The sequence below is a fragment of the Pseudomonas sp. LRP2-20 genome (genome assembly GCF_024349685.1).
In the GTDB taxonomy this organism is placed as follows: Bacteria; Pseudomonadota; Gammaproteobacteria; order Pseudomonadales; family Pseudomonadaceae; genus Aquipseudomonas.
This window is the reverse complement of the sequence record NZ_AP025944.1, coordinates 92,628-105,574: the sequence shown is the minus strand read 5'-3', so window position 1 is coordinate 105,574 and position 12,947 is coordinate 92,628. Positions and strand designations below refer to the sequence as shown.

12 protein-coding genes are annotated in these 12,947 nt (G+C 62.8%); 4 read left to right on the top strand and 8 right to left on the bottom strand.

Features of this window, described 5'->3' with window-relative positions:
- Positions 1-2 precede the first annotated feature (2 nt).
- Positions 3-941 (top strand): MlaD family protein, encoded by a 939-nt coding sequence (locus OCX61_RS00505; RefSeq protein WP_085676638.1) that lies wholly within the window; start codon positions 3-5, stop codon positions 939-941.
- Positions 938-1,573, top strand: a complete 636-nt coding sequence (locus OCX61_RS00500) for an ABC-type transport auxiliary lipoprotein family protein (protein ID WP_085676637.1) — start codon at positions 938-940, stop codon at positions 1,571-1,573. The genes OCX61_RS00505 and OCX61_RS00500 overlap by 4 nt, the downstream gene beginning before the upstream one ends.
- Here OCX61_RS00500 and OCX61_RS00495 read toward each other — a convergent pair.
- The 6 genes from OCX61_RS00495 to OCX61_RS00470 form a co-directional block, all read right to left on the bottom strand.
- Positions 1,555-2,784 carry a spore maturation protein gene (locus OCX61_RS00495; RefSeq protein ID WP_085676636.1) on the bottom strand — a complete coding sequence of 410 codons (1,230 nt, stop codon included), beginning with the start codon at positions 2,782-2,784 and terminating at the stop codon, positions 1,555-1,557. The genes OCX61_RS00500 and OCX61_RS00495 overlap by 19 nt on opposite strands.
- Before the next feature lie 254 nt (positions 2,785-3,038).
- Entirely contained in the window at positions 3,039-4,367 is a 1,329-nt protein-coding gene (gene gltP, locus OCX61_RS00490; RefSeq protein WP_261942187.1) for a glutamate/aspartate:proton symporter GltP, read from the bottom strand.
- Positions 4,368-5,096: 729 nt separating this feature from the next.
- On the bottom strand, positions 5,097-5,570 hold the full coding sequence (locus OCX61_RS00485; RefSeq protein WP_085676634.1) for an inhibitor of vertebrate lysozyme family protein: 474 nt from the start codon (positions 5,568-5,570) through the stop codon (positions 5,097-5,099).
- A gap of 2 nt (positions 5,571-5,572) precedes the next feature.
- A complete protein-coding gene (locus tag OCX61_RS00480; protein WP_003252966.1) occupies positions 5,573-5,734 on the bottom strand; it encodes a DUF1328 domain-containing protein in 162 nt (53 codons plus the stop codon).
- A 42-nt stretch (positions 5,735-5,776) separates the two neighbouring features.
- The gene (locus tag OCX61_RS00475; RefSeq protein WP_261942186.1) at positions 5,777-6,070 is read right to left on the bottom strand and encodes a hypothetical protein; all 294 of its coding nucleotides are present in this window, start codon (positions 6,068-6,070) and stop codon (positions 5,777-5,779) included.
- A 177-nt stretch (positions 6,071-6,247) separates the two neighbouring features.
- Positions 6,248-7,051: a BON domain-containing protein gene (locus OCX61_RS00470; RefSeq protein ID WP_261944373.1), complete on the bottom strand. Its 804-nt coding sequence runs from the start codon at positions 7,049-7,051 to the stop codon at positions 6,248-6,250.
- A gap of 228 nt (positions 7,052-7,279) precedes the next feature.
- Here OCX61_RS00470 and algB point away from each other — a divergent pair, with 228 nt between their 5' ends.
- Positions 7,280-8,626, top strand: a complete 1,347-nt coding sequence (gene algB / locus OCX61_RS00465; protein WP_261942185.1) for a sigma-54-dependent response regulator transcription factor AlgB — start codon at positions 7,280-7,282, stop codon at positions 8,624-8,626.
- A complete protein-coding gene (locus tag OCX61_RS00460; RefSeq protein WP_261942184.1) occupies positions 8,623-10,401 on the top strand; it encodes a KinB sensor domain-containing domain in 1,779 nt (592 codons plus the stop codon). Before algB ends, OCX61_RS00460 begins: the two co-directional genes overlap by 4 nt.
- A 12-nt stretch (positions 10,402-10,413) precedes the next feature.
- On the opposite strand, the gene OCX61_RS00455 is transcribed toward OCX61_RS00460, so the two are convergent.
- Together OCX61_RS00455 and OCX61_RS00450 are read right to left on the bottom strand one after the other, a co-directional pair.
- Positions 10,414-12,033, bottom strand: a complete 1,620-nt coding sequence (locus tag OCX61_RS00455) for an EAL domain-containing protein (protein WP_261942183.1) — start codon at positions 12,031-12,033, stop codon at positions 10,414-10,416.
- 82 nt (positions 12,034-12,115) lie between these two features.
- A complete protein-coding gene (locus OCX61_RS00450; RefSeq protein ID WP_409260387.1) occupies positions 12,116-12,907 on the bottom strand; it encodes an N-acetylmuramoyl-L-alanine amidase in 792 nt (263 codons plus the stop codon).
- Positions 12,908-12,947 lie beyond the last annotated feature (40 nt).

The following is a 12,947-nucleotide window of genomic DNA, read 5'->3' as shown; positions in this document are numbered from 1 at the left end:
CAATGGAAACCCGAGCTCATCACGTCCTGATTGGCCTGGTCACCGTCCTGGTGGTGGCTGGCGCCATGCTGTTCGGCCTGTGGCTGACCAAGTCCAGCGTCGACGACGCCTTCAAGGATTACGAAGTCATCTTCAACGAAGCCGTCTCGGGCCTGTCCCGTGGCAGCCCGGTGCAGTACAACGGCATCAAGGTCGGCGATGTCACCAGCCTGCGCCTGGACCCGAAAGACCCGCGCCGGGTGCTGGCCCGGGTGCGCCTGAGCGGCGACACCCCGGTCAAGGAAGACACCCAGGCCAAACTGACCCTGGCCGGGGTCACCGGCAACTCGTTCATCCAGCTAAGCGGCGGCACGCCGCACAGCCCGGAACTCAGGGGCAAGGACGGCAAGCTGCCGGTGATCGTCGCCTCACCCTCGCCGATCTCCCGCCTGCTCAACGACAGCAGCGACCTGGTAACCAACATCAACCTGTTGCTGCACAACGCCAACCAGATGTTCTCGGAAAGCAACATCGACCGCCTGAGTAACACCTTGGCCAACCTGGAGCAGACCACTGGCGCCTTCGCCAACCAGAAGGGCGGTATCAGCGACGCCATCGAGCAACTGGCCCAGGTCGGCAAGCAGGCCAACGCCACCCTGGCCGAAACCCAGGCGCTGATGCGCAACGCCAACGGCCTGCTTGGCACCCAGGGTAAACAGGCCATCGGCAATGCCGAGCAGGCCATGCAGTCGCTGGCGCAAAGCGCTGCGACCATCAACAACCTGCTGCAGGACAACCGCCAGTCCATCGATGACGGCGCCCAGGGGCTCAACCAGCTGACCCCGGCCATCCGCGAACTGCGCGAAACCCTCAACTCGCTCAAGGGCATATCCCGGCGCCTGGAGGCCGACCCGAGCGGCTACCTGCTGGGCCGCGACAACAACAAGGAGTTCCAGCCATGATCCCTTCGCTGCGCCTGCTGGCCCTGGCGGCCGCCCTGAGCCTGGCCGGCGCCTGCTCGATCCTGCCGCAGAGCGAACCTGTGGATATCTACCGCCTGCCGGTCAACCAGGCCAGCCACAGCAATACCCCGGTGGACTGGTCACTGCGCCTGAACAAGCCGCTGGCCAGCGAAGCACTGGCCGGGCCACGCATCGCCGTGATCCCCCAAGGGGATGTGATCAGCAGCTACAAGGGCGCCCGCTGGAGCGACCCAGTGCCTTTGCTGGTGCGCAACCGCCTGCTCGATGGCTTCCAGCGCGATGGCCAGGTGCAGCGGCTGAGCGCAGACGACAGCAACCTGCAAGCCGACTACGAGCTGAGTGGCGAGCTGCTGGCGTTCCAGAGCGAGTATCAGCCGGATGGCAAGGTGGAGGTGGTGATCCGCTTCGTCGCGCGCCTGGTGCAAGGCCGCAGCCAACGCATCCTAACCAGCACGCGCTTCGAAGTGCGCCAGCCGCTTGCCGACACCCGGGTGTCAACTGTGGTCGCCGGCTTCGGCGAGGCCAGCGATCTGCTGGCCGGGTTGGTGGTGGGCTGGACCGTGGCGCAAAGCGGCCAGGCTCAGGCTAAGGCTCAGGCAAAGAACCAGTAGCAGACGCAGATGGCCGCGATCACACCGGACAGCTCGGCCAGCAGGGCGCAGCCGACGGCGTGGCGCACCCGCTGGATGCCCACGGCGCCGAAATACACCGCCAGCACGTAGAAGGTGGTTTCGGTGCTGCCCTGGATGGTTGCCGCCACCAGGGCCGGGAAGCTGTCGACACCGTGGGTCTGCATGGTCTCGATCAGCATGGCCCGCGCGGCACTGCCAGAGAACGGCTTCACCAGCGCGGTGGGCAGGCCCTCGACGAAGCGGGTATCCAGGCCCATCCAGTTGACCGCGTGGCGAATGCCGTCCAGCGCCAGTTCCAGCGCCCCAGAGGCGCGCAGTACACCGACCGCCACCAGCATCGCCACCAGATACGGCAGCAGGCTCTTGGCCACGTCGAAGCCTTCCTTGGCGCCCTCCACAAAGGCTTCATACACCTGCACCCGCTTCAACGCACCGATCACCAGGAACAGGATGATCACCCCGAACAGCGTCAGGTTGCCGAGGATCGACGACAGGCTGGCGAGCGCAGCAGCCGACAAGGTGCCCAGGAAGGCCATGAAGCCGCCCAGCAGCAGCGCGCCGGGGATCAGGTAGGCGAGCACCACCGGGTCCCACAGGCGCAGGCGCTGCATCACTGCCACCGACAACAGGCCGACCAGGGTCGAGGCACTGGTGGCCAGCAGGATTGGCAGGAACACCAGGGTGGGGTCGGTGGCGCCTTGCTGAGCGCGGTACATGAAGATGGTCACCGGCAGCAGGGTCAGCGACGAGGCGTTCAGCACCAGGAACAGGATCTGCGCATTGCTGGCCGTGGTGCTGCTGGGGTTGAGCTCCTGCAGCGCGCGCATGGCCTTGAGGCCGATCGGCGTTGCAGCGTTATCCAGGCCCAGGCCATTGGCGGCGAAGTTCATGGTGATCAGGCCCAGGGCCGGGTGGCCAGGCGGCACCTCCGGCATCAGGCGGGCGAACAGCGGCCCCAGCACCTTGGCCAGCCATTCGACGATGCCCGCCTTTTCGGCGATCTTGAGGAAACCCAGCCACAGGGTGAGGGTACCGAACAGCAGGACCATGACCTCCACCGACAGCTTGGCCATGGCGAAGATGCTCTCGACCATCGCGGCGAAAATGCCAGCGTTGCCACCGACCAGCCATTGGGCCAGGGCAGAGACGGCCGCCACCAGGAAAAAGCCGAGCCAAAGGCCGTTGAGCATCCGTATGTTCTCCCTGAAAAATGCTCGAATGATAGCGTATCGGGCCTGTGACTGGAGAACTCTCGGCTGACGCTGAACCCTGTGGGAGCGGGCTTGCCCGCGAAGCAGACAACGCGGTGGATGGCACGGGCTTCGCCCGTGTTCGCGGGCAAGCCCGCTCCCACAGAGATCGCCGAACTGCCAGCAGACCGGATAAAACCACAGACAACAAAAAGCCCCGACGAGTCGGGGCTTTCAGGTTCAGCACATCAGGCTCAGCGCTTGGCAGCTTCGCCAATGACTGCTGCCTGCTGCTTGTCAGCCATCAGCGAGGCGTAGTACTGCTCGCCCTTGGCGGCGTCGTACATGCCTTCCCAACGCGCAATGACCAGGGCTGCGAGGGCGTTGCCGATCACGTTCAGGGCGGTACGCGCCATGTCCATGATGCGGTCGACACCGGCGATGAAGGCCAGGCCTTCCAGCGGGATGCCCACGCTGCCCAGGGTCGCCAGCAGTACCACGAAGGATACGCCCGGTACCCCGGCGATACCTTTGGAGGTGACCATCAGGGTCAGCACCAGCAGCAACTGCTGGCTCCAGGACAGGTCGATGCCGTACAGCTGGGCGATGAAGATGGCCGCGATGCTCTGGTACAGGGTCGAACCGTCGAGGTTGAACGAGTAGCCGGTCGGTACCACGAACGAGCAGATCGACTTCGGCGCACCGTACTTCTCCATCTTCTCGATCACGCGCGGCAGCACGGTTTCGGAGCTGGAAGTGGAGTAGGCGAGGATCAGCTCATCTTTCATGATGCGCATGATCTTGATCACCGAGAAGCCGAACAGGCGCGCGACCAGGCCCAGCACCATGAAGGCGAAGAAGGCGATGGCGAAGTACACCAGCAGCACCAGCTTGGCCAGCGGCAGCAGCGAGCTGAAACCGAAGTTGGCAACAGTCACGGCGATCAGCGCGAACACACCGATCGGGGCGTAGTTCATGATCATGTGGGTGACCTTGAACATGGTCTCCGACACGGCCTGGAAGGTACGCACCAGCGGCTCGCGCAGGTCGGCCTGCAGGCTCGACAGGCCAAGGCCGAACATGACCGAGAAGAAGATGATCGGCAGCATTTCACCACGCATCAGCGCCGCGAAGATGTTCGACGGGATCAGGTTGAGCAGGGTCTCGATGAACGCATGCTCATGCTGCACTTCAGCCGCGGTGGCCTGGTACTTGGAGATGTCGACGGTACCCAGGGTGCTCATGTCGATGCCGGCGCCCGGGTGGAACAGGTTGGCCAACACCAGGCCGACAACGATGGCGATGGTGGTCACCACCTCGAAGTAGAGGATGGTCTTCAGACCGATGCTGCCGAGTTTCTTCGCATCGCCAACCCCGGCGATACCCACGATCAGCGACGAAATCACGATCGGGACAACGATCATCTTGATCAGGCGAATGAAGATGTCACCGGCGGGCTGGAGGACGTTGCTGATCCACCAGGCCTTTTCCGCGCTGAAGTGGTTCAGCAGCGCGCCGACTGCAACGCCCAGGACCAGACCGATGACGATCTGCCAGGCGAGGCTCAGTTTTGCCTTCTTCATGTCTTTACCCTTTGTTGTAGTGGTCACGGGCACCGACCGGAAAAGCGCGTAACAAAGCCGTTGGCAACGTCACGGGGAGCTTTTGGCTTCCGTCCGGAGACCTCATGTAAGGACACCGCGAGCGAGCGACAGGGCGCTCGGGCCAGCGAAAAAGGCGGCAACTATTGCGACGGGGAAGGCTGAAATCTAATGCCGGAAACGCATACCCCATGCCGATACGGCATAGACATCGAAGTCAAAATACGCCGCACGTAAGTCATTGATTTATAACGTTCGGAAATCCGAACAAGACCAAACCGCCATATTTAGGCAGTTTTGGCGGTGTATTGGCAGGGATAAAAACGGCTTGTTCGACAATCCGAATGGCCGAAATGACACTTGCGCGGCACCCGTATTGAGCGAAAAAAATTTGATGTACGGTCAAGACAAAATGTGTCTCAAGAGAGAAATCCTGAAAGGATTTAGCAAAACGGCGGGATGGCGCCTCGGAAGCCAGGCCGGGTGCACGTGTTTTTCGACACGCCTGACCTGAAGCTTCCGATTCTGCCTTTGCCTGACCCGGCCCAGTGCTGGAGGTACTCCCTGTACCCCTAGGCCACTCCGATCCTGCAACAATCAGAACAGCCCGGCCCCCTGGTCATGCGCTACCCCTCCTCGGGGCGGCGCATCATAGAAGCGAGAAAGATAAAAAGGTTCCGCTTCCATCAGATGACAGCGCGCGACCGCTGGTCAGTACCACTTCGGATCGCGCTTGAGTTGCTCCTGCAACATCGCCTTCATGCCGTCGTCCGGATCACCCAGCCAGCGGTACTGCGCATGGCGGGTTGGCGACTTGTCACTCGGCAAGCCCTCGGGCACTTCCACCAGCATCCCGTAGGCGTCGTCCTTGTCCCAGCTGAACGCCACGATCAGGCGCTTGTAGGTGCAGTTCTGCGGCGACTCGCACAGCGGGCCGACCAGATATTTGTCGCCGTCTTCAGTCACGGCAGACATCTGCTCCTGGCCGCTGCCGCTCAGGTTGATCACCCAATCGGGCAAGCGTTCCTCGCCTTTGATCGTGTCTTGCCAGGTTTCCCGGTATTCAGGGTCCGAGCCGAGCAACTGCTCGACCCGGACCTGGCCATCATTGGCCGCCAGCACCGCTGCACTGCTGCCCAACATCAGGGCAGCAGCAGCCAGGGCTGTGGATAGCTTCCTGCTCATCGTCAACCTCGGCCACGTCCAAAGAAGAAGGAGGCTACGAACAGGACCAGGAAGACAATGAACAGGATCTTCGCGATACCCGTAGCGGCGCCAGCGATACCACCGAAGCCAAGCACAGCAGCGACAATGGCGATGATGAGGAAAGTGATAGCCCAACTCAGCATGATGCTTCTCCTTTCTTTTTTGAAATGGGTCCAGCCAGCGCCTCAGAACACCCAGCGCTGCTGGGGCACGACGTTGTCTACAGTGGCCGGCGAGGTATTGGCGGCAGGCTGCTGCCCGGCGGGTTCGGCCGCCTTGACCAAGGTATTGGCACGGGTCGCCTGGATCTGCGATATCAGCGCGGTTTGCGCCGCGACCTGATCAGCCAGTCGCGCGGTCTGCCAGCTGTAGTAGAAGAGGCCAGCGGCCAAGCTCAGCAGCACAGCCATCCCAAAGAACAGGAACTGGCGCACGGGGAGTGCGGCATTCAGCGAGCGGTGGACGGATTGGCGGTTCATGCCGGCTTCTCCTGCTGTAATTTTTTTGTTCAAACCTGAACAGGTAATTGCAGCCTGCATGCCAGCCCGGCAAATCAATAAAAATCTTTATAAATCAATAAGATACAATCAATGCGCATTGTCACTGAGGACGTATCCTGCACGATGCCCCTTCAGGCGTCGTGCGAATTGCACGATTCAGCCCTCGACCTTGGTTGCCACTTTGAGCAGATCGGCATCGACCCCCCGTACGCCGATGATCTGACGAGCGATATCCACGGCAATGGTCTTCTGCTCGCTGCTGACCACCTCGCCGGTCAGCCTGACCATGCCATGTTCACTGGCCACCTTGATATTCAGGCCGTCCAGATTGCGGCTGAAGCGGTAACTGGTCTGAATCTTGTCGACTACCCAGCTGTCGCTCGGCTGCGGCCCGCTCGCCGCGCCTGCAGGGTTCTCCCTTGCCTTGGCCATGGCTGCGCTATCCAGGCTGACCAGGTTGTTGACCAGGTGCACGCCGTCGGTGGTGCGTGCCACCACGCCCGCCAGCTCCTTGGCCTCGGCACTGTCGACCTTGCCACGCAGGGTGACCACGCCATCGCTGCTCTGCACTTCGATGGGCGCCTTTTCCGTGGCCCGGCTCCACAGCAGGCGCGCCCGGATCACGGCCGCCAAGGTCGCATCTTCCAGGCGCTGGGCGTAAGCACGCAGCTCCAGTGGGCGCTCGACCAGTTCGGCGTTGACCCGCAACTGGTTGTCGACCTGCTCGATGCCCCGTGTGGCCAGGGCTACATGTTCGGCCAGCTGCCGCTCGACATCGTTCTCGACCTCCCCGGAAAGGTGAGCCCGCTGGCCATCGACCTCGACTTTGATGCTGAATGGGTTAAGCATCGGGTTGAGGGCCAACGCGGTTTGCAGCGAACCCTCCAGGCGAGCTTCCTGAACAGGGTCTGCCGACGCTGGTGTGCAAACGGACAGCAGGGTGGCCGCCAACACGGCCATTCGGATGGCATGGGACACGGCTGTACCTCCTTTTAGTTGGCAAAAGCAGAAAATCATCGCAACCAATGTGCCAGCGCGCTGCTCTAAGGAAATCATCGAGATATCCGGCGTCACGGTAAGGCTTGGCCATTGGCTAGCATGCAAAGGACCGTTTCCTTCACAATTGACCGTGCAACTTGCCCGATTTTCCCCACACTAATTGAAGACCTACCCGAAGGAGCGCAGGAAATGGAATCAGCCCAGGACAACCAAGGCCGCATTCTGCTGGTGGATGACGAGTCCGCGATCCTGCGCACCTTCCGCTACTGCCTGGAAGACGAAGGCTACAGCGTGGCCACCGCCAACAGCGCCGCGCAGGCTGAGGCCTTGCTCCAGCGCCAGGTGTTCGACCTGTGTTTCCTCGACCTGCGCCTGGGCGAGGACAATGGCCTCGACGTACTGGCGCAAATGCGTATTCAGGCACCCTGGATGCGGGTGGTGATCGTCACCGCACATTCGGCGATCGACACCGCAGTCGATGCCATCCAGGCCGGTGCCGCCGATTACCTGGTCAAACCCTGCAGCCCCGACCAACTGCGCCTGGCCACCGCCAAGCAGCTGGAAGTCCGCCAGCTTTCGGCGCGCCTGGAAGCCCTCGAAGGCGAAGTGCGCAAGCCCAAGGACGGCCTCGACTCGCACAGCCCGGCGATGATGGCGGTGCTGGAAACCGCCCGCCAAGTGGCCACCACCGATGCCAACATCCTCATCCTCGGCGAATCGGGTACCGGCAAGGGCGAACTGGCCCGCGCCATCCACGGCTGGAGCAAGCGGGCGCGCAAGGCCTGCGTGACCATCAACTGCCCGTCGCTGAATGCCGAACTGATGGAGAGCGAACTGTTCGGCCATACCCGCGGGGCCTTTACCGGCGCCAGCGAAAGCACGCTGGGCCGGGTCAGCCAGGCGGACGGCGGTACGCTGTTTCTCGATGAAATCGGCGATTTCCCCCTGACCTTGCAGCCCAAGCTGCTGCGTTTCATCCAGGACAAGGAGTACGAGCGGGTCGGCGACCCGGTCACCCGACGCGCCGACGTGCGCATTCTCGCGGCGACCAACCTCAACCTGGACGACATGGTGCGCGAGAACCGCTTCCGTGAAGACCTGCTGTACCGCCTCAACGTCATTACCTTGCATCTGCCGCCGCTGCGCGAGCGCAGCGAGGACATCCTGACCCTGGCCGACCGCTTCCTGGCCCGCTTCGTCAAGGAATACTCCCGCCCGGCCCGTGGCTTCAGCGACGAAGCGCGCAGTGCGCTGCTCAACTACCGCTGGCCGGGTAACATCCGCGAACTGCGCAACGTCATCGAACGTGCCAGCATCATCTGCCCGCAGGAGCGCGTCGAAATCGTCCACCTCGGCATGGGCGAACAGCCCGCAGGCAATGCGCCCCGGGTAGGCGCGGCCATGAGCCTGGATGAACTGGAACGGGCGCACATCGGCGCGGTACTTGCCGCCAGCGACACCCTCGACCAGGCTGCCAAGACCCTCGGCATCGACGCCTCCACGCTCTACCGCAAACGCAAGCAGTACAACCTATGAGGCTGCCGATGAAGCTGCGCACGCGGCTCTTTCTCAGCATCTCTGCCCTGGTGACCGTGGCCCTGCTGGGCCTGTTGCTGGGCTTGGTGAGCGTGCTGCAGATGGCCACGGTGCAGCAGCAGTCGGTGCGCGAAACCACCCATGCGCTGGAAGTGGGCTTGAAACTGCGGCAGAACCTCGGCGAGCAACTGATATTGCTGCTGGACGAGGACACTGCCCCGGAAAACCTGCGAACCTTGCAGGACGACTTTCAGCAACTGCTCAACCAGGGCCTGACGCAAGGCGGCGAACGCACCGGTTTCAGCAAGGCCAGCAGCAACTACCAGGCCTTTCTGCAGGCTTACCGCGAAAGCTCGGCACCGGCCCGCAGCATGGGCATTGATCAACCACTGGGGGCAGCATTCAACCAGGTGCGCAGCGACCTGGTCGATTCGCACAAACAGGCCCTCGATTACATCACCCGCAGCGAAGAGCACACCCGTGACCGCGCCTTGCTGGTCAGCGGTGTGCTGGGCCTGATGGGGCTGGTGGTGCTGGTGCTCGGTTTCGTCACCGCGCACAATATCGCCCGCCGCTTCGGCCAGCCGATCGAAGCCCTGGCCAAGGCTGCCGACCAGCTCGGCCAGGGGGATTTCGAAATCACCCTGCCGGTCACCCAAGCCATCGAACTCAACCAGCTGACCCGCCGTTTCGGGCTGATGGCCGAGGCCCTGCGCAAGCACCAGGAAACCAATGTCGACGAACTGCTGGCTGGCCAGCAGCGCCTGCAGGCCGTACTCGACAGTATCGACGACGGCTTGCTGATCATCGACCGCCAAGGTCACCTGGAGCACCTCAACCCGGTTGCACAGCGGCAGCTGGGCTGGAACAACAGCCGCGTCGGCAGTGGCCTGGCCGAAGCCCTGCAGCGCCCGGAGCTGGAGCAACAGCTGCGCCAGGTGCTGCGGGGCGGCAGCCTGGATCGCCCACCGGACGACCTGAGCATCGAGGTCGATGAAGAATCCCGACTGCTGACCTACAGCCTGACCCCGGTCAGCCATCCGCAAGGGCCGATCCTGGGCGCGGTCATGGTGTTGCACGATGTCACCGAGCAACGCGCCTTCGAGCGCGTACGCAGCGAGTTCGTACTGCGTGCTTCCCATGAGCTGCGCACTCCGGTGACGGGCATGCACATGGCATTCGGCCTGTTGCGTGAACGGTTGAAGTTCCCGCCCGAGGCACGCGAGAACGATCTGCTGGAGACTATCAGCGAGGAAATGCAGCGCCTGACCCAACTGATCAACGACCTGCTCAATTTCTCGCGCTACCAGAGCGGCTTGCAGAAGCTTGAGCTTGCCCCATGCGCCATCGACGAACTGCTCGACAGGGCGCAAGCACGCTTCGGCGAGCAGGCTGCCAACAAGCAGATCGAGCTGATCAAAGCCCTGGAGCCACCGCTGCCACGTATCCAGGCCGACGTGGCGCAACTCGACCGGGTGCTGGACAACCTGCTGCACAACGCCATTCGCCATACCGCCAGCGGCGGGCGCATCCGCCTGCATGCACGGCGGCATGCGGAGCGGGTGATCATCAGTGTCGAGGATAATGGTGAAGGCATCGCCTACGGGCAGCAGGGGCGGATCTTCGAGCCGTTCGTACAGGTGGGGCGCAAGAAAGGTGGCGCCGGGTTGGGGCTGGCACTGTGCAAGGAGATCGTGCAGTTGCATGGCGGGCGCATGGGGGTGTTTTCCCGGCCAGGGCAGGGCACACAGTTCTACATGGCCTTGCCAGTCTGACCTTGTTCGCGCTCAAGGCTCATCATCAATCCTTGCCCGCCGCGGCTGCCGGCCGCGGGTCACGAGTTCGGCAAACTGCCGGGCATTGAGCGGGTGGGCGAACAACCAGCCCTGGCCATAATTCACCCCCTCGCTGTTGAGCAGCACCGCCTGCGCCTCGCACTCGATACCCTCGGCAATCACCCGCAAATGCAGGTCATGGGCCATGCGGATGATGTGCGGCGCCACGCCGCTGCTGGCGGCATCGTGCCCCAGTGCATCGATGAACGCCTTGTCGATCTTCAGGCAGTCCACCGGCAAGGTCTGCAGGTAGGCCAGGCTGCAATAGCCCGTGCCGAAATCGTCGATCAGCACCTGGTGCCCGACCGCACGCAGGGCTTGCAGGTTATCCCGCGCCACCACCACATCGATCAGGCCACGCTCGGTGACTTCAAAGGCAATCTGGCTGGCTGCCACACGGTGCAGCGCCAGCAGCCGCGCCGCCACCCGACCAATGCGCGGCACCATCACATCGCAGGCCGCCAGGTTGACCGATATATAAAGGTTGCGATGCGAGCGCAGCAGCTGGCCCAACTGCTCCAGCACGCGTTGCAGTACAAAATCGGTGATCTGCCGGATCTGCCCGGTGTTTTCCGCCAGGGGTATGAACAGGTCCGGGCTGGTCAGCGAACCGTCCGGGCGGCGCCAACGCACCAGGGCCTCGGCACCGACACAGCGGCGGCTGTCGAGTTCGATGATCGGCTGATACAACACCTGCAGCTCGCCCCGGCGCAGGGCATTCTGCAGTTCGGAACTCATCGAACGCCGCTGCAGGATCAACTGCAGCACCAGCCAGCCAATGCAGCAGGCTGCCAGCACACTGCCCGGGAACAATAGCCAGAGCATGCCGTTCATGCGCAACGGCAGACTGGCCCGCGGCGCGATCAGCACCAACTGATAGTCCGGCGACTTGGTCGGCATGCGATAGACCAACCGATCGCGGAGCTCGAACAGGGACTTCTGGCTGGGCGGTGGCCAGCCACTGGTCGGCGGCCAGGCCTGGGGCGGCCCCAGCACAGGGATTGCGCGGGTGCCGTTATCCAGCACCACCAGCAAGCTGCCGCCCGGTGGCAGGTCGACTACATCGGTCAGGTGCCCACGTGAAGTGGAGACCAGAAAATTACCCCGAGCGAGCATAAGGGCGGCGAGGTTTTCGTTGGGTTCAGTGGTGGTATTGAGCCAGTAGCTGTAGGTCGGGCCCTGGATATCCGGTGCTCGCGTTGGCACGAAGGCCCTTGCCCCACCCCGGTTGGAGCAAGCGACATTGGCATCGACATAGGCCGCTTCATAAATGAAGCGCGAACCCAGGCCGACCTGCTGCAACACCGAGATCATTGCCGGGCTGCAGCCGCGCAGCGACTGCGCCTGCAGTTCGTCGACGCCCTCGCGCAGTTGGCCGAACACCTGCTCCAGGCGGTCGAGAAAGCGCTCGCCCTGGGCGTTCATCTGTGCGCTCTCGCTTTCCTTCATCTGCTGCAGCGCGATACCGATGCTGGCGGTCAGCAATACTGCGGCGCTGGCCAATGCTGCCATGGAGGCCAGCATCCAGGGGCGGTAAAAAAATTGGCGCAACGCAGAAATCAGGGCAGACATGGGCAGCATCCAGTTGATTAACAAGGTATAGCAACTGGAATGAGAATCGGCTCTGCCGTTTGGCGCCCGAATGCAATTCGCCTTAGCGCATACGGTTGAGCACCGACAGCATGGCTGCGGTCTGCGCGTCCGGCATGCCATCGAAACGCTGCGGGCGGAAGTGCATCTGGAAGGCGGCGATGACGTGCCGCGTGTTCACATCGAGCTGCCCGGTCTGCTCGATGGCATAGCCAAAGCGCGCCAGCTCCTGCTGGTACCAGCCGATGGTCGGTGGGTTGACGTTGAAGTAAGCCTGCTGGCGGGCCACGGCATTGGGCTCGGGCCACACGCCGAGGCCTGCATCTGCAAGGCGCTTCCAGGGGAACAACGGGCCTGGGTCAAGCTTGCGCGATGGGGCAATGTCGCTGTGGCCGATGATGTGCCGCGGCTCGATGTTGTTGCGCTTGACGATGTCCTTGAGCAAAGCGATCAAGGACTGGATCTGCGCCTCGCTGTACGGGTACCAGACGCGGCCATTGGCCGTTTCGTCGAACCCGGGGTTGACGATTTCGATGCCGATAGAGCTGGAATTGAGCCAGGTGCGCCCCTGCCATTGGCTGTCACCGGCATGCCAGGCGCGGCGGTTCTCGTCGACCAGCTGGTAGACCGTGCCGGGGCCGTCGCCAATCAGGTAGTGGGCACTGACTTCGCCATGGGTGAGCAAGGCCAGCGAACGCTCCAGCGAGGCGTTGGTGTAGTGCAGGACAACGAACTGGATACGGTTGTCCTGGTTGGCAGAAGGGTGGCTGCGGTCGATGCGCAGGCCGGTCGAGCAACCGGCAAGAATGAGAAGCAAAAGCCCGGCAAAAAGCGTTTTCATGGCAGAGGAACACATTGGTAGGGTCAATGACGACAGCGCTACAGTATAACGTGCT

Coding starts and splice junctions, on each gene's coding strand:
- OCX61_RS00500 (WP_085676637.1), top strand. CDS start 938: ATGATCCCTTCGCTGCGCCTGCTGGCCCTGGCGGCCGCCCTGAGCCTG.
- OCX61_RS00475 (WP_261942186.1), bottom strand. CDS start 6,070: ATGAACCGCCAATCCGTCCACCGCTCGCTGAATGCCGCACTCCCCGTG.
- OCX61_RS00505 (WP_085676638.1), top strand. CDS start 3: ATGGAAACCCGAGCTCATCACGTCCTGATTGGCCTGGTCACCGTCCTG.
- OCX61_RS00480 (WP_003252966.1), bottom strand. CDS start 5,734: ATGCTGAGTTGGGCTATCACTTTCCTCATCATCGCCATTGTCGCTGCT.
- OCX61_RS00450 (WP_409260387.1), bottom strand. CDS start 12,907: ATGTGTTCCTCTGCCATGAAAACGCTTTTTGCCGGGCTTTTGCTTCTC.
- algB (WP_261942185.1), top strand. CDS start 7,280: ATGGAATCAGCCCAGGACAACCAAGGCCGCATTCTGCTGGTGGATGAC.
- OCX61_RS00470 (WP_261944373.1), bottom strand. CDS start 7,051: ATGGCCGTGTTGGCGGCCACCCTGCTGTCCGTTTGCACACCAGCGTCG.
- OCX61_RS00495 (WP_085676636.1), bottom strand. CDS start 2,784: ATGCTCAACGGCCTTTGGCTCGGCTTTTTCCTGGTGGCGGCCGTCTCT.
- OCX61_RS00485 (WP_085676634.1), bottom strand. CDS start 5,570: ATGAGCAGGAAGCTATCCACAGCCCTGGCTGCTGCTGCCCTGATGTTG.
- gltP (WP_261942187.1), bottom strand. CDS start 4,367: ATGAAGAAGGCAAAACTGAGCCTCGCCTGGCAGATCGTCATCGGTCTG.
- OCX61_RS00455 (WP_261942183.1), bottom strand. CDS start 12,033: ATGTCTGCCCTGATTTCTGCGTTGCGCCAATTTTTTTACCGCCCCTGG.
- OCX61_RS00460 (WP_261942184.1), top strand. CDS start 8,623: ATGAGGCTGCCGATGAAGCTGCGCACGCGGCTCTTTCTCAGCATCTCT.